General features: G+C 44.8%; 17 protein-coding genes. 8 read left to right on the forward strand and 9 right to left on the reverse strand.

Going from position 1 to position 22,357, the window contains the following annotated elements; translation table 11 throughout:
* The first annotated feature begins 50 nt into the window (after positions 1-50).
* The 3 genes from thrC to M0413_RS05160 all read left to right on the forward strand — a co-directional run bounded on the left by thrC (position 51) and on the right by M0413_RS05160 (position 6,217).
* The gene (gene thrC, locus M0413_RS05150) at positions 51-1,334 is read left to right on the forward strand and encodes a threonine synthase (protein WP_249553372.1); all 1,284 of its coding nucleotides are present in this window, start codon (positions 51-53) and stop codon (positions 1,332-1,334) included.
* A 526-nt stretch (positions 1,335-1,860) separates the two neighbouring features.
* A complete protein-coding gene (locus M0413_RS05155; protein ID WP_249553373.1) occupies positions 1,861-2,745 on the forward strand; it encodes a substrate-binding periplasmic protein in 885 nt (294 codons plus the stop codon).
* Positions 2,746-2,932: 187 nt separating this feature from the next.
* Positions 2,933-6,217, forward strand: a complete 3,285-nt coding sequence (locus M0413_RS05160) for a S41 family peptidase (protein ID WP_249553374.1) — start codon at positions 2,933-2,935, stop codon at positions 6,215-6,217.
* Positions 6,218-6,422: 205 nt separating this feature from the next.
* On the opposite strand, the gene M0413_RS05165 is transcribed toward M0413_RS05160, so the two are convergent.
* The 4 genes from M0413_RS05165 to M0413_RS05180 form a co-directional block, all read right to left on the reverse strand.
* Positions 6,423-6,860, reverse strand: a complete 438-nt coding sequence (locus tag M0413_RS05165) for an OsmC family protein (RefSeq protein ID WP_055647797.1) — start codon at positions 6,858-6,860, stop codon at positions 6,423-6,425.
* A 99-nt stretch (positions 6,861-6,959) separates the two neighbouring features.
* Positions 6,960-7,310, reverse strand: a complete 351-nt coding sequence (locus M0413_RS05170; protein WP_023266561.1) for a DUF3325 domain-containing protein — start codon at positions 7,308-7,310, stop codon at positions 6,960-6,962.
* Positions 7,307-8,986, reverse strand: coding sequence for a PepSY-associated TM helix domain-containing protein (locus M0413_RS05175; protein WP_249553376.1), 1,680 nt, complete (start codon positions 8,984-8,986; stop codon positions 7,307-7,309). Before M0413_RS05175 ends, M0413_RS05170 begins: the two co-directional genes overlap by 4 nt.
* Position 8,987: 1 nt before the next feature.
* The gene (locus tag M0413_RS05180; RefSeq protein WP_037420902.1) at positions 8,988-9,356 is read right to left on the reverse strand and encodes a DUF3649 domain-containing protein; all 369 of its coding nucleotides are present in this window, start codon (positions 9,354-9,356) and stop codon (positions 8,988-8,990) included.
* A gap of 381 nt (positions 9,357-9,737) precedes the next feature.
* Between M0413_RS05180 and M0413_RS05185 the strand changes: the two genes are divergently transcribed.
* Both M0413_RS05185 and hpf read left to right on the forward strand, forming a co-directional pair.
* Complete coding sequence (locus tag M0413_RS05185; protein ID WP_037420899.1) at positions 9,738-11,306, forward strand: methyl-accepting chemotaxis protein; 1,569 nt, start codon at positions 9,738-9,740, stop codon at positions 11,304-11,306.
* Between the two features lie 228 nt (positions 11,307-11,534).
* Positions 11,535-11,891, forward strand: coding sequence for a ribosome hibernation-promoting factor, HPF/YfiA family (hpf, locus tag M0413_RS05190; RefSeq protein WP_023266557.1), 357 nt, complete (start codon positions 11,535-11,537; stop codon positions 11,889-11,891).
* Positions 11,892-11,955: 64 nt separating this feature from the next.
* Here hpf and M0413_RS05195 read toward each other — a convergent pair whose 3' ends face one another.
* The 3 genes from M0413_RS05195 to M0413_RS05205 all read right to left on the reverse strand — a co-directional run bounded on the left by M0413_RS05195 (position 11,956) and on the right by M0413_RS05205 (position 15,170).
* Positions 11,956-12,651, reverse strand: coding sequence for a response regulator transcription factor (locus M0413_RS05195; RefSeq protein ID WP_249553378.1), 696 nt, complete (start codon positions 12,649-12,651; stop codon positions 11,956-11,958).
* Positions 12,652-12,695: 44 nt separating this feature from the next.
* Positions 12,696-13,838 carry a sensor histidine kinase gene (locus tag M0413_RS05200; protein WP_249553379.1) on the reverse strand — a complete coding sequence of 381 codons (1,143 nt, stop codon included), beginning with the start codon at positions 13,836-13,838 and terminating at the stop codon, positions 12,696-12,698.
* A gap of 609 nt (positions 13,839-14,447) precedes the next feature.
* The gene (locus M0413_RS05205) at positions 14,448-15,170 is read right to left on the reverse strand and encodes a YebC/PmpR family DNA-binding transcriptional regulator (protein ID WP_037420892.1); all 723 of its coding nucleotides are present in this window, start codon (positions 15,168-15,170) and stop codon (positions 14,448-14,450) included.
* A 383-nt stretch (positions 15,171-15,553) separates the two neighbouring features.
* Between M0413_RS05205 and M0413_RS05210 the strand changes: the two genes are divergently transcribed.
* Entirely contained in the window at positions 15,554-17,122 is a 1,569-nt protein-coding gene (locus M0413_RS05210) for a methyl-accepting chemotaxis protein (RefSeq protein ID WP_203433130.1), read from the forward strand.
* Positions 17,123-17,445: 323 nt separating this feature from the next.
* Positions 17,446-17,670, forward strand: a complete 225-nt coding sequence (locus tag M0413_RS05215; RefSeq protein ID WP_037420886.1) for a TIGR02922 family protein — start codon at positions 17,446-17,448, stop codon at positions 17,668-17,670.
* A 100-nt stretch (positions 17,671-17,770) separates the two neighbouring features.
* Here M0413_RS05215 and M0413_RS05220 read toward each other — a convergent pair whose 3' ends face one another.
* On the reverse strand, positions 17,771-18,352 hold the full coding sequence (locus M0413_RS05220) for a TetR/AcrR family transcriptional regulator (protein ID WP_055647802.1): 582 nt from the start codon (positions 18,350-18,352) through the stop codon (positions 17,771-17,773).
* A gap of 129 nt (positions 18,353-18,481) precedes the next feature.
* Here M0413_RS05220 and M0413_RS05225 point away from each other — a divergent pair, with 129 nt between their 5' ends.
* Positions 18,482-19,549, forward strand: coding sequence for an alkene reductase (locus M0413_RS05225; protein ID WP_249553380.1), 1,068 nt, complete (start codon positions 18,482-18,484; stop codon positions 19,547-19,549).
* Positions 19,550-19,628: 79 nt separating this feature from the next.
* Here M0413_RS05225 and M0413_RS05230 read toward each other — a convergent pair whose 3' ends face one another.
* On the reverse strand, positions 19,629-22,049 hold the full coding sequence (locus tag M0413_RS05230; protein WP_249553381.1) for a Lon protease family protein: 2,421 nt from the start codon (positions 22,047-22,049) through the stop codon (positions 19,629-19,631).
* Positions 22,050-22,357 lie beyond the last annotated feature (308 nt).

Consider the following 22,357-nt stretch of genomic DNA (forward strand, 5'->3'; position numbering starts at 1 on the left):
AAAGCATTAAGCCCAAGCCTAAAGGCTTGGCACTGATAAGGTCGATGAGCATGGAACTATATAATTTAAAACACCCTTCGCAGAAAGTAAGCTTTAAGGAAGCGGTGCAATTAGGACTTGGTAACGACAGAGGGCTGTTTTTTCCTACTCAAATCCCTGTGTTGCACGATATTGAGGCGCTGCTGGCGATGCCTTTTGTCGAGCGTAGTAAAAAAGTGCTTGGTGCTTGGCTTGCCTCAGAGCTTGGGCAAGATGCGGTAGATAAACTGGTCGAGCGTGCCTTTAATTTCGATTTGCCCTTGGTCGCGGTCGATGAGCAGCGCTCGTGCCTCGAGCTTTTCCATGGGCCGACCTTAGCATTTAAGGATTTTGGCGCGCGCTTTATGGCGCAATGCATCAATGTTTTTGCTCAAGACTCGCGCTTAACCATTTTAACGGCGACATCAGGGGATACAGGTGCGGCAGTGGCCGATGCCTTTTATGGTCTAGATAAAGTCAATGTTGTGGTGCTTTATCCTAAGGGCAAAATCAGTGAGCTACAGGAAAAAATGTTCACTACTTTAGGCAAGAACATCCACACAGTCGCGGTTGAGTCAGATTTCGATGCCTGCCAGCACTTAGTCAAACAGGCATTTGAAGATAGCGATGTGCGTGATGGTTTGCATTTAAACTCAGCTAACTCTATCAACATCAGTCGCTTACTGGCACAGATTTGTTATTACTTCGAAGCGGTCGCCCAATCGAAACAGCGCCATGAGGCCGATCCTGTTATTGCCGTGCCCAGTGGTAATTTTGGTAATCTCACCGCGGGTTTGTTTGCTAAAGCCATGGGGTTACCCGTTAAACGTTTTATTGCTGCTACTAATGCGAATGACACTGTGCCACGCTATTTAGAGAGTGGCGATTGGCAGCCTAATCCCACTCAAGCCACTATGTCCAATGCGATGGATGTGAGCGAGCCAAGTAACTGGCCGCGCGTTGAAGCTATTTGCGAGAAACTCGGTTGGCCATTGGCAGACTTAGTGGGGATTCGCCTGTCAGAGGTGCAAACCTCGGAGGCGTTGGCAGATCTTTATGCTAAAGGTTATGTATCTGAGCCCCATGCAGCGATTGCGGCTAAAGCGTTAACCCTTAACTTAGTGCCTGGTGAAGTGGGGATATTTTTAGGTACGGCTCATCCCGCTAAGTTTAAGGATGTGGTCGACAGGGAGCTTGCCCTTAACTTACCCCTTCCGCCTGAATTAAAAGCGGTAGAGCACAAAACAATATTATCGGCTGAATTAGCAGCTGATTTTGCCCAGCTAAAAAACCATTTATTTGCGGTATTAAACTAGGGCGTGTTGACGTTTCGAGATTAAATTTTGTTCGTTCTGGCAAGCTCATGCTCACGAAGCGAGGAATGAAGTGTAGTTATTCTACTCAAATGACGAGTGACAAAGCGCAAGTGCTTGCCAGACGAACCCTTCGGGCAGCACTTGGCTGACGTTTCTGCAGCGTTATCGTCCGTTTATGTAGAATGCTACACAGCACGGACTTTGCCTTGCATAAACATCAGCCAAATTGCTGCAAAAATAACCCTAAAACGTCAACACGCCCTAATCTTGTAAACGACGATAAATACTAACTAGATGAAATACAAAGGGAGTCGTTTGACTCCTTTTGTATAGATGTTTTTATTATTGTTCACGCTAGTTCGACCAATGGACTGTACAGAGCAACTTGATGGCATCAAGTTGGGATGCGGACTAAGCTTAGATCGAGTCATAAATAAGCCGTAGTAACTTACAGAGCATTAAGCCGTAAAAACTGAGTATTAAGCCGTAAAATCATAGAAGAATAACTCGCGACGGGGCAACGATAATGCCAAAGTGCATTTTTCAGTTTAGCCATATCTTGCTGTTATATATTTTTATTTTCCCCGCTTGGAGTGTTCCATCCGAAGCGAATGTTTCCGCTTGTTCGAATCCCATTAAAGTCGGTTATAACGATTGGCCTCCCTATGCCTGGCAAGATATGCAGGGGGAGGCTCAAGGACTGGATGTTGAATTACTGCGTGCGTTTGCTGAGTTTTTGGGATGTGAGATTAACTTTATCAATGTCCCTGCGAAGCGTTCACATCAAATGCTGAAAAGTGGCTCACTAGATATAATGATGGGGGCTACAAAAACCGTCGAGCGTGAAGAATATTCATTTTTTTCAGATCCCTACCGTGATGAAAAAGTGCGCTTATTCGTATTAGATGAAAACAAAGACAATGTTAAGTTAGAACGATGGCAGGATATTTTTACTCAAAAGTTGCGGCTCTTAGTGCCAATCAGTGGTTGGTATGGTGCGGATTATGAGAACACTCGAGAACGTTTAGCACTGGAAAACTTATTGATACTGAGTCCTGATGTCGACAAATCAGTGCAAATGCTCACTTATGACAGAGCGGATCTGATGATTGGGGATGCTATAGCGATGCCCTATATTGCAAGTCAACACCAAGGGATCAGGTTATCAGCACTTAAACCGATATTGGACCATAATCCAATACACTTAATGCTAAGTAAGCAGAGTATGTCTCCCCTACTGTTAGCGCAATTTAATCGTGCAATTAAGGCGTTAACAATCAATGGTGAAATTGCGCGAATTGTCTATAAATGGCAGCAAATTTCGCTGGCACAGCAATCGAAAATCAGCAATCAATATGGCCCATTTTATCGCTTGTATGCTGGGTTATTAACGTTTGATATAGCAAGATAAGCGCTATTCTAATGAGTATGCAAAATGGTAAGTCTATGACACATTTGCTAAAACATCTCTTATTTTAAGTTACTGCTCTCTCTATCAATTTCTGCTAGCTTGTTGGGTTAGACTTTGGGTCATTATTGGTGAATTTTGCCCACTTGAAAGTCCATTGCTAACAATAACAATAGGATAGGGATTACACATGAAACTTCGTCACTCCGTTGCCTGCTGCATGCTCGCCCTTGGCACTTTGTCTGCAGCGCAGGTATTTGCAGCACAATCGACTAGCAATCAAGGTTATTACCGCGCGCCAGCGTTGCATGACCAGACCTTAGTGTTTACCGCTGAAGGGGACCTGTGGACGCAAACCCTAGGCCAAAAGGCGGCGACGCGCTTAACTACCTTGCCAGCTGAAGAGCTCGGCGCGGCAATGTCTGCCGATGGTAAATGGGTGGCTTATGTGGCCAATTATGAGGGCGCGAGTGAGGTTTATGTGATACCAGTGGCTGGTGGTGTGGCCAAACGCGTGAGTTTCGAAAACAGCCGAGTGCGCGTGCAAGGGTGGACCAGTAAAGGAGAGGTGCTTTATTCCACCGACACTGGCTTTGGCCCCGCGAATAATTGGATGCTGCGTCTTGTCAATCCCGAGAGCTTAACCACAACCGATCTGCCCTTAGCCGATGCGGTGGAAGGGGTGATCGATGCCAATAATCAGTATGTCTATTTTACCCGTTTCGGCCTGCAGGTGACGGGCGATAATGCAAAGGTATATCGCGGCGGCGCTAAGGGCGAATTATGGCGCTTTAAACTGGGTGGTAAAGACGAGGCACAATTACTTAGCAAGCAGCACCAAGGCTCGGTCCGCCAACCTATGCTATGGCAAGACAGACTCTATTTTATTAGCGATAGCGATGGTAACGACAATCTCTGGTCAATGGCGCTTGATGGCAGTGATGCTAAACAGTTGACTCAGTATAAAGATTGGCAAATGCGCGCTGCCCGCATGGATCAAGGTAAAGTGGTGTTCCAGCAGGGCGCAGATATTCATGTTTTTGATATCGCCTCCGCTAAAGACTCATTATTAGATATTGAATTAACCTCCGATTTTGCCCAACGTCGCGAACATTGGGTAAAAGATCCGATGGATTATGCGACCTCCGCTAATCTTGCCCTTGCTGGCGATAAAGTGGTGATTACCGCCCGCAGTCATGTGGCGATTGCTGGGACTGATGGCTCGCGGTTAGTGCAAGTCGCGCTTCCTGGCACTTATCGGGTACGCAATGCCATTATGAGTCAGGACGGTAAATCGGTTTACGCCATCAGCGATATGAGCGGCCAACAGGAAATTTGGCAATTTCCTGCCGATGGTAGCAGTGGTGCTAAACAGCTTACCAAAGATGGTCATACTTTTAGAATGTCGCTGAGTCAGTCAAGCGATGGTCGTTATCTTGCCCATGACGATAACGACGGTAATGTGTGGCTATTGGATTTAAAGAAAAATACAAACCAAAAAATCATCAGCAACGGCGAGGGACTTGGTCCCTACGCTGATATTCGCTGGTCTAGTGATAGTCGTTTTATTGCGCTAACCAAAGCTGAAATCGGCAAGCAAAGACCACAAATCGTACTCTATTCGGTGGATGAGAATAAGGCCCAAGCACTCACCAGTGACAAGTATGAATCCTATTCACCGACTTTTAGTAGTGATGGCCAGTGGTTATATTTCCTCTCCAATCGCCAGTTTACCGCAACGCCAAGTTCACCTTGGGGTGACCGCAATATGGGGCCAGTGTTTGATAAACGCAGCCAGATTTTTGCGATCGCCTTAGTGAAGAATGCCAAGTTCCCCTTCAGTAAACCAACGGAATTAGTGGCAAAGGCGGCAGAAAACGCTGACTCAAAAGATAAACCAACGCCTGTAAAAATTGATTGGGCGGGAATTAGCGAGCGTTTGTGGCAAGTACCTGTTGATTCGGGTAATTACAGCCAGCTATCCGCCATTGATGGTCGTTTGTATGTACTCGACCAAGCGATTGGTGACGAAAGCCAACCTAACCTCATGACAGTTAAGTTCACTGAGCAGCGCCCTAAAGTCGAAGTGTTTGCTGAAGATGTGGCTAACTACAGTGTCTCTGCTGATGGTCAAAAGTTGTTGCTGCGTAAACAAAGTGATGAAAAGTCGCTGATGATTGTTGATGTGGGCGATAAACTCGGCGATACCGACAATGCCAAGGTACAGACTGACCAATGGCAATTAGCGATTTCGCCAAGCTTAGAATGGCAACAAATGTTTGAAGATGCGTGGTTAATGCATAGAGATTCCTTCTTCGATAAAAAAATGCGCGGTCTCGATTGGCAGGCAACCAAGGCTAAGTACCAACCATTACTCGCACGTTTAACGGATCGTAATGAGCTAAACGATATCTTTATGCAGATGATGGGCGAGTTAGATTCGTTGCACTCGCAGGTGCGTGGTGGTGATTTGCCGAAGGACCCTGACGCGGCGAAGGGCGCGAGTTTAGGCGCTCGATTACAGCAAACTAGCGACGGGGTGAAAATTGCCCACATTTATCGAAATGATCCTGAACTGCCGAGCCAAGCATCACCTTTGAGCCGTATTGAAGTCGATGCCAAAGAGGGCGATGTGCTACTCGCCATCAATGGCACGCCGGTGGGGAATGTGGCTGATGTGACCCGCTTATTGCGTAATCAACAGGATAAGCAAGTGTTACTGGAGCTTAAACGTGGTAGCCAAAGCCATAAAACCGTAGTGATGCCTGTGAGCACTCTGGTCGATGGCCAATTACGTTATTTAGATTGGGTCAACCATAATGCGGAGGTCGTGACCAAGGCGAGCCAGGGCAAGATGGGTTATCTGCACTTATATGCCATGGGCGGCGGCGATATTGAGAGCTTCGCCCGTGAGTTTTACACCAATTATGATAAAGACGGTCTGATTATCGACGTTCGCCGTAACCGTGGTGGCAATATTGATAGTTGGATTATCGAAAAACTGTTACGCCGCGCTTGGGCATTTTGGCAGCCAACCCATGGCACGCCTAATACCAATATGCAGCAAACTTTCCGTGGGCATTTAGTGGTGTTAACCGACGAGCTGACTTACTCAGATGGTGAAACCTTCTCGGCGGGGATCAAGGCGCTGGGGATTGCTCCGCTGATAGGTAAACAAACCGCAGGCGCTGGTGTGTGGTTATCGGGTCGTAACTCACTCACAGATAAAGGGATGGCTCGCGTCGCCGAATATCCGCAGTATGCGATGGATGGTCGCTGGGTACTCGAAGGTCATGGTGTAACACCGGATATCGAGGTGGATAACTTACCCTTTGCGACCTTTAACGGCCACGATGCACAGCTCGAAACCGCCATTAGCTATCTTAAGGATGAATTGATTAAGCAGCCTATTCCAGCATTGAAGGCGCAACCTATGCCAGCGAAAGGTATGGCGGAAGATATAAAGGCTAAGTAGTTGGCTTAACGTAAATTTTTAACCGAAATTTAAGCTAATTCAGCTAAGCTGAGTCTGTTCAATGTTAGGGCGTGGTCTTGTAGTTCCCAAGACCACGCCCATTTTTTTGCCTATAGATTTGGTGCTGGTTAACGGTTCATCGTTATTTTTGCGGCAAGGTAATTGGTCTATGGCAAGTCTATCTGCATGAGCTTGCCTATAACCATCAAAACTTTATTTGAATATCCGTTGCTAAGCTATTAGCGATAAAGCAGTTTGCATGGGCTTTTTCGTGAATTTTCTCAAGTGTTTCCTGAGTGACTTCCACACCTTCAGCAAAAACGACCTTAGGATTTAAGATCATTTTAGTGACGGCAAGTTTACCAGCTTCATTTTTTCCTAGTTCCGCAGATGCTTCATCGACATAGGACACGACGGGGAGGCGTTTGAGATGCGCAATAGCGAGGAAGGTCAGCATATGGCAGGAAGACAGCGCCGCGAGTAGGCTTTCCTCTGGATTGACAAAATGTGCATTGCCCTTGTACTCAGGGGCTGAGGATGCCTGAATCGTTTGACCGCTGCCAAAGGTAATACTGTGATCACGGCAAAATTCGCCTTCTTCTGCTGGCGAGGTTTGCCAATTCACTGTTAAGTTAAAGCCCATGTTTTTCTCCTTATTGCAGGACATCAGGGCACTATAGCTTAGCTAAAAATACTTCTCCAGCATGGGGCGCACAGTTTAGTGCGCCATCTGTGAAACGGTTTAGATCCCACCACTTAACAGTAAGCTGCCAGTCAATACACTGCCAGTAACTATCCCTATGGGAAGGTGGCGTGGGCTGTAGCTTAGGGTCAAAATCACTAACATGGCGGCTAGTGAGATGATCCCCATAAACAGAATACTGCCATAGGCCCAGCCTTGCCCGTGGGCGCAGGTGCTTAAGCTAATGATTAATAACAGCCAAGCAAACAGGGTTAACAGGCGGCTCTGCCATTGTGACGGTGGGCGTTTAAACACATCTTTAAAGTGGCCAAACTTAGCTAACGCAAACAGCGCAAGGGAGAGATAACTAAGCCCGAGAATGCCGAGCATAGGGATAAATTCTGGCATCATGACTTTGCTTCCTCCAAGGGCGATGAGGTAAGTTCGGTTGCGTAAGTGGTCTCAACGGGTTTTCGCATAGGTTTTTTATCTGAAATAGTATTTTTTCGATTCGGTTTTTGCAGTGTTTTTGCCACCACTGAGAGTTTGGTGCTGGCAAATAGCATTACTACACCGATTAAAACCGCTAACACATCAAAACCAACCAAAGCCCACTGTTGAGACTGGATATTATCAATAAAGTGGCTTGGCGATGTGAGTGCATTGAGTATGGGTAGCGCACAATAGAGTGTGCCAATCAGCACCAGAGCTATTTGCCAATCGCGTTTGCTGCGCCCGAAAAATGCCCACACGCCCATAGCACCTAAAGCAATAAAGAAGCTATGTACTTCCCAAGCAGAACGCGTTGCAAAATCGGCGGGTAATATGCGATTGGCATAGAAAAATGCAGCCGCACCCAAGGGCAAGCCTAAGATAAACATGAAGTTTAATCCCTCAACTAAGCGCAGGCCACTGCTCGGTTTCTCGCCTTTATCGATTGCCTTTTGCTGTTTCTGGCGCAAACGAATTGCCCACATTAAGGTGCCAGTCGCTACCATGGCGCAGCCGAGTAAGCCGCAGAAGAAGAACAAAATACGCAGCAACGGCGCAGCAAAACGCGCGGTGTGCAGTGACATCATAGTGTCGTAGGTTGCCACCGTTCCTGACACTTCGTGTGGACTGGCGTATTTGAGTTCACCTGTCACGCCGTTAAACACGAGGAGTGTTGATTCATCGGTGACCTCTTTGCCAGTATTTTGATAGAAGGTCACTTGGCTATTTTTATCTTGAGGATAGGAAACAATTACCTGCTTGATTGGCGCATTGCCCCATTCAGCCTGAACTTGGGGTAACAGTTGGCTTAAACGTACTTGCTCGGCATAAATGCCTGAGGCCTTCTCCGTTTGTCTTGCCGGATTGAGTTCTTTTAAAAAGGCTTGATTATCCTCAGGATAAGCTGTGCTTACCGTCCATGGGATATAGATCAGCATCAAGGTAATAAGGCCGGTATAGGTGATCATCAGATGATAAGGCAGCGCAATAACAGAACTGACATTATGGGCATCGAGCCAAGAGCGTGCGCCCTTGTTTTGACGAAAACTAAATAAATCCTTAAAGATACGCTTATGGATAACGATACCGCTGATAAGGGCAATCAGCATAAACATGGTGCAGATGCCCACAATGTAGCGCGCTGTAATGGCGGGCATATAGTGTAGGTCGAAATGTAAACGATAGAAGAAGTCACCCCCACGACTATCGCGGACGTCAGTGATGACGCCACTCCCATCAGCAAGTACCGTATGTTGCTCGATTTTGCCACGACGTTGCCCTTTTTCAGGCGGCAGTTGCCAAGCAAAGCTAAGCATAGGGCTACGCTGGGTCGGAAAATTTATTAACCAGCGTTGTGTTTCCGCTGGCGAATGACTCTCGATATAGTATTGGCCCTTATCAAGCTGGCTTATTAATTGATTTGCTTGATAGTCTTGAAATGTACCGCGGTGAAGTTCTGGCTCAGCCCATAGGCTGATTTCATGGCGAAAATAACTCAGGCTGCCTGCAAAAAAGATCAGCAATAATACCCAGCAAACGAGTAAACCCGCCCAAGTGTGTAGCCAAGATAAGGTTCTAAAAAAGGTTTCTTTCATCTTACTGTCCACACACCTTAAGCAGAGTAAAACACAGGAGGCTAAATAACATCAGATCCCGCCACGCATGCCAGGTTTTACGAACGCAAAAGGCATAAATAATGGCGATGGCATAAAACAAGAATGCCAGCATATTGGCCGTTAATGTGCTCTCAAATCGAGACATTGGCAGTATTTGAGTCAGTAAACAGGCCAGCGTTGCCGCTGCAATATAGCCAGCCAATAACGCAGCACTCGCGCGAACAAATACCTGCAAACCAAATTGAGTTTGCTCTTGTTTTAGCCACCGAATGGCGGCTTGAAAATAACCCGATACAGGACGTACAGCTATCGCTGAGAGGGGGGAATTTGATGTTGGGATATGTGACATAAGTGCTACTTATTTCAGTCAATATTAAACGGTTAATCCAAATGCCAATTCAGCCATAGCTGAATACAGCGGGCATTCTAATGAGCTATCAGGCTATTGTTTTGATGATTATAACGCAGTTGATTCAAATGATAAACAATATCATTTGCATTTATTGAGGCGGTGCACAAAATATCCTTAACGCATTTTGAGTGCTAGCTCGCGTTATGCGTAACCCTGTGCAATATGTCACAAATGTTTGGTTTTATTGATGAGATTGATCTTACTTGTTTAGCATTTGGTTAAATTTTCTGCTTTCAGTGTGAACTTAATCAAAGTAGGTGTTCTGTCATTTTGGCAAAATCCCCTGCAACTTTCACTTGGAGTCATTTTGATATCCCTATGCAAACACATTCAAAAAAAGGTGAAAAACACCTATCTGAAAACGCAATCCTACTCTCTACGACCGATTTGAAAGGAAACATTAAGTACGTTAATCAAACCTTTTCGCAGATAAGTGAATATAGCGTTACTGAGTTGCAAGGGAGTCCTCACAATATCGTTCGTCACGAGGATATGCCTGCTGCTGCGTTTAAAATGCTTTGGGATAGAATTAAAAGCGGCAAACCTTGGATGGGCATAGTCAAAAACAAGACCAAAACTGGCGGTTACTATTGGGTCAATGCCTATGTTGCACCTGTATATGAAGATGGCAAAATTCATGAATATCAATCAGTACGTCGCCAGGCGACACCTGAGCAAATCAGAGCAGCTGAAGATGTTTATCAAGGCATTAATCAAGGTAAACAACCTAAAGCATTAAAAAAAGATAGATTAGGATTTCGGGGGAAAATTCTCTCCTCCATGTTTTTAGCTATTGCGGCGACGGCGTTTTTGGCATGTTACTCCCCTTTATTAGCCGCACTTGTGGGGGCTTTAGTTGCTTGGGTATTGTGGTACAAGCTTATGCAACCATTACAAGCATTAGTTAGCGTTGCTACTCATATTATTGATGATCCCGTCGCGATGGGGATTTATACCGGTAGACAGGATGAAATCGGGAAAATTGATCTGGCTCTGCGGTTTTTAATTACTGAAATCGGTGGGGTTGTTGGCCGGATGGCGGATTCTGCAAGTGAAATACAAGAGCAGAGCGTCAATCTCAAACAAACCATCACTAATACCTGGGAGCATGCCGATAGTCAGAGTGTGCAAACCACCCAGGCGGCAACTGCAATGGAACAAATGAGTGCCAGTTTTGCTGAGGTAACAGATAATATCCATCGCACTGCATCTGAAATGGTCTCCAGCCATGAGGCTGCACAGCGCGGCCATTCACGGCTTGAAACTGTTATCGAAGCTATCCATCAACTGAGTGTGCAGGTGAGCCATTTTTCCGATGTGGTCCAAACCATAGAGCAGGATAGCCAAGCGATTTATCAAGTGTTAGAAGTTATTCGCTCTATCGCCGACCAAACTAATCTACTGGCGCTTAATGCGGCAATTGAAGCGGCACGGGCTGGGGAGACTGGCCGGGGATTTGCTGTCGTTGCCGATGAGGTGCGGCAATTGTCTAGCCGAACCAGTCAGTCAACTTCACAAATTGAGCAAATTGTCAGTCGATTTAAAGATAGCACGCAAAAAGCGACATCGACGATGACGGCCGGACAGGAGCAGGTTAAGCGCTCAGTCTCTTTAGCACAGGATGCCAGTGTGGCTTTTGGTGAGTTGTTATCCTCTATCGCTCGGATCAACTCTTTAAGTGATGACAATGCCGCAGCAATGACTCAACAGACATCTGTAGCGGCGGAAATTAGTCGTGCTATCCATGTGATCAGCGATTTGGCACAGCAGAGTTTAGAGCAGACTCAAGATGCGGCGGCAAGGGGCGAGCAGGTTTCGCGCTTATCGACAAAAACTCATCACCTATCGCAGCAATTCTGGCAACAAAGCGTGCAGCGTAAGTATTAGCACTTGGCATTCAACTGGTTGATTTATTTTTTTGTCGGTTATAAATCAACCAGTTAATTTATTTTAACGTTCCCGTATTGTGCTATTTCTTTGATGAGCCTCACATTTAGCTGCTGCTAATACCTGTTTCATTCGAAATATTTGTCTAGGGGGCTTGTGTTTTATTTGCCATGCCCCAAGCTCTAATGTGAAGCGAAAAAAAAGTAAAGACACTAAAAGGGACAACCTATGAAAATTAATCTTTCTGGTCACCATGTCGATGTTACTGATTCTGTCAAAGAACACGTTAACGAAAAGTTTTCAAAAATCGCCACTCATTTCCCCACTCTCATTGGGCTTGATATCATTATTGCTAAGGAGCATGGCGAGTTTCAGGTTGAAATTCGAACAAATTACGAAGGCAGTCGCATCTCCGCCTCAGGTACGGATGAAATCATGTACCCCGCGATTGCTGCAGCAGCTAAAAAATTGGATGCTGCACTAAAACACCGTAAAGGTCAGTTAAAGGCCGATTTACATGAAAAGCCGACCTGCACAACGCCACCTATTGCCCATGAAATTATCCAAGAGATGGATTTACGCTAGTTTTTTGCGGCAGTAATTACATTGAAAAGGGCCTTTAAGGCCCTTTTTCGTTGGTGGGCCCGTCCTAAATTAAGCCGATTTGTAAGCCTCTTAGTACTGCTTGAGTACGGTCTCGGCAATTGAGCTTAGCCAAAATGGTTGAAACGTGGTTTTTCACGGTTCCTTCGGCCAAAAATACTGCATCGGCGATTTCTTTATTGGAAAACCCTCCCGCCATATAGCGTAAAATCTCTTGCTCGCGAGCCGATAACAACGCTTGAGTTGCAATGTTGAGAGGCGCAGGAGATGGAGATGCAGGAGATAGGTGCTGCATCTGTTCAAGTACTGAAGGTTCTATTAGATACTCACCTTTGGCAACCGTTTCAATGGCATGCAGTAACTTATCCAGAGACACATCCTTTAATAAGAAGCCATTTGCGCCGGCATGTAAGCTATTTAAAAACAATTCGCTGTCATCAAAGGTGGTTAACATTATTACTGGTAAGGGATTTTGTGCGGCGCGAAGCTGTTTTAGCAAACTAATACCATCGAGCACTGGCATGCGAATATCGCTTAATAGTAAATCTACGGCTTCAGTTTCCAGCAGCCTAAGTGCTTCTTGACCATTCTCGGCCTGCCAAGTCACCTTGATATGCTGAGAAATGGCAATCAGGCTCGCGATCCCCTGACGAACTAACTGTTGGTCTTCCACTAATCCTACCCTGATAGTGTGAGGTGCGGATGGGTTATCAGTTGTGATTGCCGATTGAAATTTTTCCATAAGTAGCGACTTATTCCTTGTAACCCGTTTTGTTGGGATGTCTTTTACATTGTTGTATTTTGTGGCAGCCGGATAATAAGGCTACAACCTTTAGCATTTTCATTGGGCTGCAAACACACCTTACCATTAAAGGCTGATAACCTTTCCTGCATGCTATTGAGCCCGATACCTGTTGAAGCTGTTTGGTTGATACCTTGACCATTATCGTTAAGTTGAATGATAAGTTCGGTTTGTTGCTGTTGCATCGACAGCGTGAACTGATTGGCCTTGCCATGGCGCACCCCATTACTGATCCCTTCCTGCAATACCAGTAATAAGGCTTGAGCCAGTTCAGTCGACTGTAGCGGCACTAATGATTCATACCGCAAGCTAACATTAGGTAAACGGCTTGCTATTGCATCAAGCGGAGGCTTTAAGTCGAGGCCAATATTAACCCGCTGCGCACGAACCACGGCGCGGATACTCTCTAATAATTCCTTGGCAAGTGATTTACTCTGATTGACTGTGGATTTGAGCTCCGTAGGTGCTTGATGACTTAAGAGCTCAAGTTGCAATGATAACGCAGTGAGTTGGTGGCCGAGAATATCGTGCAAATCCCGTGAGATCCTCAACCTTTCTTGCTGCTCGCTGGTTTGACTCAGCAAGGCTCTCGTAGCGATAAGTTGTTGATTAAGATGTTCCTGTATCCGGCGAGACTCGCGCTCGGACAATCTCGCTTGACTACTGCTGTAAGCAAATAGCTGGAATCCCATATAAATAAGAACATTAAAAATAATACTGTTTGAGGTGTGTGAGTGCAGAATGAAGTAATAGCTAAGATTGGCTAACAGGATTTGTCCTATCGCAGCATTGCGGCTAAAGAACTCGGGTAACAGTGACGCCCACAGTACGAGCAAGATGGGTAACAAGGAATGTTCACTTAACAGCATTAAGCCGAGGGTACAGCAAACAAGTACTATGGTTAAAAACCTATTTATCTTGAGACTTTTACGAGAATGTTCGAAGATTGTCAGCAATAAAAACAATAATATAAACAATGCATAAAGTGCTATATGGCAACTTTTGTTGAGCGTGGGTAGCTTGGCTTGAATATCTTGATTAAATCCCAGCCAAGCGACAAGTGCCCAAGTGAGGCTACCCGCACCAATTAGCATCGTTTCTGCTTTGGTTAATCGATTTCCTTGCACCTATTTGCTTCCTTCAATCACAATTTATCATCCATTCTAAGGCAAGTATTCCATAAGAGACTATGTCTATCACGCAGGCAAAGTCTTAATCCGCTAAGTTATTCGAATTATTTATTTAATTCAGTTTGTGAAGTTTTATCTGATATGTGGTTTATTAACCACGCCTAATAGCGCCAGCTATATGGAGATGCTGCATATTTATTTCAAATCAATATATTAGAGTCCTATCTCAATGTGAGCAGCGTTTTTGATAAAACCAAGCTACGTTGTTTTTATTAAGCGGGAGTTGCGGTGTCGTTAACCTATGAGGTAATGAGTTAGTGATAGTAGGAATGCAACCTTGGCATTGCGATACCAATTGCCGGATGCGGTAACGCTTTGTTACTCGCAGGTGTTAGTGGTCGGTGGGTATTGTATGGATATGGCGCCGCTTTCGGCAGTGGCAACTATTTTCCATAATGATTATGGCCCATCGCGATGATGAGTCCCTCCATGAAGCGCGCTACGAGATCTCGCGCGTTTGGCCAAGTGTGCTGCGATTGAATTTCATGCATGATCGCAAATAAAAACGCAGCTCATTGGCTGCGTTTTTGTTAAGTAAGATTTTAATTAATCTTGAATTTCTGCATTGTGATAAACGTTTTGCACGTCGTCACAATCTTCTAAAGCGGCGATAAATTTATCGAATACTGCCACATCTTCACCGGACACTGGGGTCATGGTTTGAGGCACAAAAGTGATGTTCTCGACTTCAAAGTTGATGTTAGGCATTGCATCTGTCAGTGCCGTTTTAACTTTGAAAAACTCGGTGTGTGGTGCGATAACACTGATCATGCCATCTTCCACTTCAACGTCATTCACATCGACATCAGCCATCATCAGAATTTCAAGAATGGCATCTTCATCTTCACCAGGAAAAACGAATACGGCAGACTGGTCAAACATATGGCCTACTGTACCGGGTGTACCAAGTTTGGCATCGTTTTTTACGAAGGCTTGACGTACTTCCGTAAAAGTACGTTTTACGTTATCGGTTAAGCAGTCGACGATGACCATACAGTTACCTGGGCCGAAACCTTCATAACGGGCAGTATCATAATCTTCACCGCCACCACCTTTGGCTTTATCAATAGCACGTTCAATAACGTGTGCTGGTACTTGATCTTTCTTCGCGCGTTCGATTAAACGACGGAGTGATAAGTTGCCGTCCGGCTCGACACCACCTTGTTTGGCGACTACGTAAATTTCTTTACCGTAGCGTGAGTAAAGGCGGGTTTTCTGGCCAGCTGTTTTCGCCATGGATTCTTTACGGTTTTGATATGCTCTGCCCATCTTGATCTCGTTAGCTCAAAAAAATTGCGCCGATAGTAGCAGTTTTCTTGCCGTATGTGCAGTCACTCGAGTTGGAATTCTTGTCAATAAAGCGATTAGCACCACATTTTGTCAGCTAAAAATGGCCAGAGGATTTTAGGAAGGATTTATTGGGTAATTCGGCGAAATCTATACTAATGTCTAATGCCATAAGCGCGTTAGAGCGCTGAAGATAGGCTATAGGTTTTAGGATGAATAGTTCAATTTAGTCAGAAGGATAGACTCACTACGCAGTGCTTGAATTTGTCTATTCTACTTACTGCGGCGAATCAAATAGCAATGGATAGCAAGTGAATACTCACTTCTCTCACTTTGCATGTGCGTTTTCTTGGTGAGATACAAATATGGAATTACAACATAAAATCGTCATTGCACTGAGTTTAGTCTTAGTTGTGTTTGGCAGCCTTTTACTTAATGCCATCTCCTTATCCGGTTTGACACATGCCTTGGTTTTAGGCGGGATAGTTTGTGTGTGGGTATTATGGATTGTTAAGCGTTTTTTGAGTATCAAGGCGCCAAATCCTGATGAAAATGCTCTTAGGCTCAATCGGTTAAGCTCTCCTGAACATGATATCAGTGTCCAAACCAGTAAGATTGCAATTGGTGCAGCTGAGGTATCACATTTTATTGATTTATTGAATAAATCGATTGAGTCCAATGGTGAACATGCGAGTGCTATCGCGGTGGCTGCGGCGCAATTGAGTAATACAACTGCTTTGCTTGGGGATAATGCCAGCAGCATTTTAGTCCAAACCCAAGAGGCTGAGCGCTTGAGTGTGCAAGGCAGAACTCAAGCACAAAAGGGCGTATCTGCTATCGAATCATTAAATGCTGATATCAACACTGCCGCTCAGCAAGTGCAGGCCTTAAAGTCAAAAGCTGAACAAATTCAAAAAATCACCGAGGTCATTAATTCGGTTGCGGAACAAACAAACTTACTGGCATTAAATGCTGCTATTGAAGCGGCAAGAGCTGGAGAGCAAGGGCGAGGCTTTGCTGTGGTAGCTGATGAGGTTCGAAGCCTTGCCGGAAAAACGGCTGGAGCGACCCAAGATATCGGTAAGATGCTGCTCGAAATTCGTGCTGAAACAGACAAAAGTTCAGCGTTAATGGAACGAGTGGTTTTGCAAACTGCTGATGTTGTCGGTGCGATGGGGGAGTTGGATGGTCACTTTACTGATATCTCAACCTCTGTAACTCGTTCTGCGCATGCCCTTGGAGATATGGAAGAATCCCTTAAGCAATACAATCATACCACCAATGAGATTAGCAACTCGGTAGCGCAGATCCGTGACTCGCTGACTGCAACAGGAAGACAAAGCATGACGGTTTCTGAGCAGGCGTTTACCCTGTCATTAACGACAGAGGGTATATTTAAAGCACTGTCTCATTGGGATACTCAAACCTTTGATCAACAAGTGCTATTAGTCGCTAATGAAGCGGCAAAAGCTTGCGGAGAGAAACTTGCGCAAGGATTAGCTAATGGTAGTTTTACGGAAGCAGAGTTGTTTAGTCCCAAATATCAGCCAATTGCCAATACTCAGCCGCAGAAATATACCACAGCATTTGACCGTTTCACCGATCAACATTTTCCCGCGATTCAAGAACCGATTTTAGCTAAGCATAGTGAGATCATTTATGCTGGAGCCGTTGATAAAAAAGGTTATTTCCCAACCCATAATAAACGCTTTAGCCAAGCATTAACGGGCAAAGTTGAGGTTGATATGGTGCACAATCGCACTAAACGCTTATTTAATGACCCAACGGGCAGCCGTTGTGGGACACATACGGATCCTGTTTTACTGCAAACCTATAAGCGAGATACCGGGGAGATTATGCATGACTTGTCAGTACCCATTTATGTTAATGGTAAACACTGGGGCGGTTTTCGAGTGGGGTTTAAAGCGAAGTAACTGTAGTTTAATATAGAATTAACGCTTTTATTTTGTAGATAAATATTCATCTGTCCTTGTTGCTTAAGTGTGATCGATTGCGCGGATTTGATTAACAAAATAGAAATAGATTGGCATCTATTTGCCGAAGTGCTTAAATGATGTGATATTCATGGCGCGATGATGTCTTTATCTTTTGTACAAAGTTATATCGCTTTGAGTTTTTAATTTGTTGATTTTAAATGGTAAAACAAGTTTTGAGTTTTGTTTTCATAAGAGATGAACGGAGACTCTTGCCACTTTGATCGATAGCAGTAGATTCTGCTTAATGTGAGTTAAAAGTTATGCAAGCAACACAAGCGACTGTTACAGTTTTGTATTATGATGCGCCCGTTGGGTTAATTATGCACAATTCGGTGTTACAAGGTTTACCTGTTAGCGAGTCAGGTCGTGTGATGATTCCTGCAAGTTTTCGCAAAGGAAAATCCATTATTGCCGTATTAGAAGGTGAGTGTAAGATTTTGAACTCACTCGGTGAGCGTGTTTTTGCACAGGCAAATATAGGTTAAGAAAAAATATACTGGCAAAACATCATATTGAAAGGACGATAAGTTGATTTATCGTCCTTTTGCTTTATGCGTTCGGTTAAATAAGCGTCAGGTTCGGCTGTTATCTGCAAACATCATCAAACAGTTTATTGGCTAATTGCTGCAATATCTCCGCCTGCGGATGGGTGTGGGCGAAGGTTCGTAAGCCATAGATTCCCATCATTAAATATTGTGCTCTCTGCTCGCTATTGAGCTGCCCTTGTAACATTCCTTGAGAAGCTGCAAGTTCAAATTGTGCGGTGAGTGCGTTTTGCCATAGGTGGAGATTCTGACTGATAATATGTTGAATCTCATCGTCTTGCTCGGCGATTTCATTTAACGCTTTGGTCAGTAAACAGGCTTGCTGGCTATCGCAGCTGATACATTCGACGACGACATTATCTAAGTAAGTTTTTAAATTTTTAAGCACTGGCTGGTTGTTGGAGAAGATAAGCTTGAATTGCTCGTTTCTATCCTGTTGATATTGCTCGATAGCGGCAATGAGTAATCCACGTTTATTACTAAAAGCACAGTAAATGGACCCAGGGTGTAATCCGGTGGCTTGGGTGAGATCTTGCATGCTGGTCTTGGTATATCCCTTACGCATAAAGGCCGCCATTGCTCCCCTGAGTACTTGCGCCCTATCAAACTCTGCGTTTCGCATTACATTCTTACCTCTTACCGATACTTGCCGGAGATTCTAACTAATTTTGAACAAACATTCAAAAATGTTCTTGAATGATCATTCAAATAGTAATATCTTGAACGTACATTCAAGAATGGGGTTTAACCAATGACGATTGAAAATGCAGTGAACTCTGTAGGTAATCTATTCGACACCTATAAGCTTAATGACGCTATAACCTTAAAAAACCGTATTTTGATGGCGCCATTAACGCGCTGTATGGCTGATGCCGACTTGGTTCCTACCGATGATATGGTGGCTTACTATGCACGCCGTGCTGAAGCCGGATTGATTATCTCTGAGGCCACGATTATTCGCCCTGATGCCCAAGGCTACCCAAACACTCCCGGTATTTTTACCCAAGGGCAAATTGCAGGCTGGCGCAAAGTGACTGATGCTGTGCATGCCAATGGCGGTAAGATTTTTGTGCAATTATGGCATACAGGCCGTGTTGCTCATCCACATTTCTTCGGTGGTGGTGATGTGCTGGCTCCTTCTGCCCAGAAAATTGAAGGCAGTGTGCCAAGAATGCGTGAATTGACCTATGTAACGCCAAAAGCTGCAACGGTTGAAGATATTCAGGGGCTGGTGCGTGATTATGCAAAAGCGGCTGAGAATGCGATTGAAGCCGGCTTTGATGGCGTTGAGATCCACGGTGCTAATGGTTACTTGATTGATGAATTCTTACACCATGATAGTAATCGTCGTACCGATGAATATGGTGGCACACCAGCCAATATGTCACGGTTTGCCTTAGAAGTGGTCGATGCAATTGCCGCACGTATTGGTAAAGACAGAACGGGTTTACGTATTTCCCCTGGCGCCTATTTCAATATGGCAAGCGATAGCCGTGACCGTGCGGTTTTTGATTATTTACTTCCTGAGTTAGAAAAACGCGATCTGGCCTTTGTGCATATCGGTATTTTCGATGACAGTATGGAGTTTGATTACTTAGGCGGCTCTGCATCAAGTTATGTTCGTGCACACTATGGCAAAACGCTAGTGGGTGTGGGCAGCTATAGTGCACAGACGGCGAGCAAGGCCATTGCTGAGGATAAATTTGACTTAATTGCAATTGGTCGCCCCTTTATCGCTAACCCCGATTATGTTGCTAAAGTGCGTAAAGGCGAGGAGCTGGTGGCTTATAGTGACGAGATGTTAGCAACCTTGATTTAAGGTTTAGATTGCTACGCTGGTAAAAAAGGGTTAGCTAAGCTAACCCTTTTTGCTTTTTGTATCTGTTGTTCAATCGAGACTATGAATTCGTTTTGCTGAGTGCTCTCAAAGCATTAAGTTTGTGTTGGGCAATGCCGAACACGCAATCCGATGCATAGTGCTCTGTGTGTTTACTCTCATCGGTTTGCACTATCGCAGCGGCTTTACCTAATAGCAAAGTCATCGCTTGAGTAACATGGTTAATCGCCCAAATATGGAATTCACCACGCTCAACCGCTTCCACAATATCTTGGCGTAGCATTAAGTTTGCAATATTCGACTCGGGAATAATCACTCCTTGACTCGAGGTTCTACCCTTGATTTGACACACATCGAAAAAGCCTTCAATTTTCTCATTAACCCCGCCGATAGGTTGGGCTTCGCCAAACTGATTCATTGAGCCAGTAATGGCAATATCTTGTCTTAAGGGTAACTCACTGATGGCGGAGATAATAGCGCAGCATTCGGCCATTGACGCACTATCACCATCGACACCGCTGTAGGATTGCTCGAAGGTGAGGTAAGTGGTGAGAGGAATTTGCGCGGTTTTACCTAACACTGAGGCTAAATAGGCGGTGAGGATTAAAACCCCCTTAGAATGTATTCGCCCACCGAGTTTGACCCTATGTTCGATGTCCAGCACTTCTCCTTTACCATACGCGGTCGTGGCGGTGATGCGATTAGGCAGACCAAATTGATGATCTGAAGTAGAAACAACAGATAATGCATTGATTTGACCAACGACTTTATCGTGAGTATTAATTAGTGTGGTGCCATTAACGAAGCTTTCCATGATGTTGTCATGCAGGCGGGAGACGCGTTTCTCTTGATTTTTAAGTGCCTGTTCAACATGTTGCTTTTCTATTTGTTCACTTGCTGCGGCTTTTGCGCAAAAGTTGGATTCCCGTAATAGGTTGGCAATATTGGCAGAGTGCAGTGAGAGCTTTTGTTGATCCTGTGCCTCACGTGAGCTGTATTCAATGATGCGTGCGATGGCGCTACGGTCGCAGTGCAGCATGTTGTTATCGTGGACAATACTGGAAATAAATCGGGCATAATGGGCTTCGGAGTCGTCGGTTCTATCCATGACATCTTCAAAGTCGGCAGTTACCCTAAATAACTCACTGAAATCAGGATCATAATGCTGTAATAGTTGGTAGGTTTCATGGTCACCGAACAGGATAATTTTAACATCTAACGGAATCGGTTCCGGTGCTAATGAAATGGTGCCTGACAATGAGACTTCCCGCTCTAATGAACTCAGATCCAACTTGCGTGAACGCAATGCTCGCTTTAACCCATCCCAAACATAGGGGCGTTCAAGCACTTTGATGGCATCCATTAACAGCACGCCACCGTTTGCCTTATGTAAACTTCCTGGGCGGATCAATGAAAAGTCGGTAAACACTGTGCCTCTGAAGGTGGCGTTTTCAACATAACCAAACAGGCTGTGGTAGCTTGGACTTTCTTCGACCACGATGGGGAATTTCTGTTCGCCTTGGCATACAAGTACATTGACCTGATAGCGGCGGGGCATTTTCTTTTCAAGTGAAGCGTAGGCAAGGGCGAGTTGTTCTTCGCTTTCTTCAAGGAAAATATCTAAATTACTTAGGATATCTGCCTGCATCCCGGTTAAAAATGCTCTGACATCTGGTTGATGTTTATATTTATCCTTCAAGGGTTTAAAAAAGTGGATCAACACATCCTTGGCAACTTGTTCATCATGTTCCTGCTGAGTATCACTAAATTCTTCTTCCCATTCAGTGTTTTGGCGAATAATGCTCCTTAGTTTTACTTCTAGCCCATTGATATTACTTTCAAATTGACTACGCTCGGCTTCAGTGAGGGCGCTGAAAGTGGCTTCATCATGGGGCTCATCACCGTTGAGGGCGATCATTTGATAATCCCCCTGCATGGTTAAGCTCAGACTAATATTTTTTTGTTTGGCCTCTTCGCTGAGCTCTGTGAGTGCGGCTTCTTGCTTTTGTATCAGTTGGCTTTTAAGTTTTTCAGCTCTGGCATAGTACATTTCATTATCAAAGGCTAAGGGTAATGCTCTTACCAGTTTGAGCATGAGTTTCTCGATGGATTTCTTAAACTCTTGCCCCGTGCCAGCGGTGAGTTTTAGCACTTTAGGGCTGCGGGTATCGTCAAAGTTGACCACATAGCACCAGTCAAATAACGCAGGTTTTATGGGATCGTGGCGATTGAGATAGCGCAGCATCATGGTTCGTTTACCGAGACCATTTTGGCCGATCGCATAGATGTTATAGCCCTTTTCTTTTATCCCCATGGCAAATTCTACCGCCTGTTGGGCACGTTCTTGGCCAACAATATCATCGAGTGGCGTGAGCTGGGCTGTAGATTGGCACTCAGTATTAAGCTGTTTAAGTTCTGACTTTCGGTAAAGTTGCTGGCTCGTTAACGGGATGGCGGGTGTGGCTGTAGGCACGGTAGGCATAAAAATCCTTGTTTTTCTTTCTGATTATTTCCATTGTAGACAATAGGATAATGTTATTGTCAATGAAAAGACGGTAATTTCTACTTAAACAATCCTTATGCGAGGGGGCTATACCTTGGGATTCGGCCCTGTTTGTTGGCGTGAATTTTTTGCTTGCGAAACGAAGATGAAGATGTTTGATTTTTATTCAAATGTTTTATTGATAAGCTTTTATTGACGAACTCATTTTTGAGTAGCTTTGAGCCTAACCTTTATCGACAGTGAGTCTGTTGGCGATAATGGTGTTTAAATTTCGTTATCTGAAACAA

It is taken from the genome of Shewanella sp. 8A (assembly GCF_023475945.1).
GTDB classification, from domain to species: Bacteria; Pseudomonadota; Gammaproteobacteria; order Enterobacterales; family Shewanellaceae; genus Shewanella; species Shewanella xiamenensis.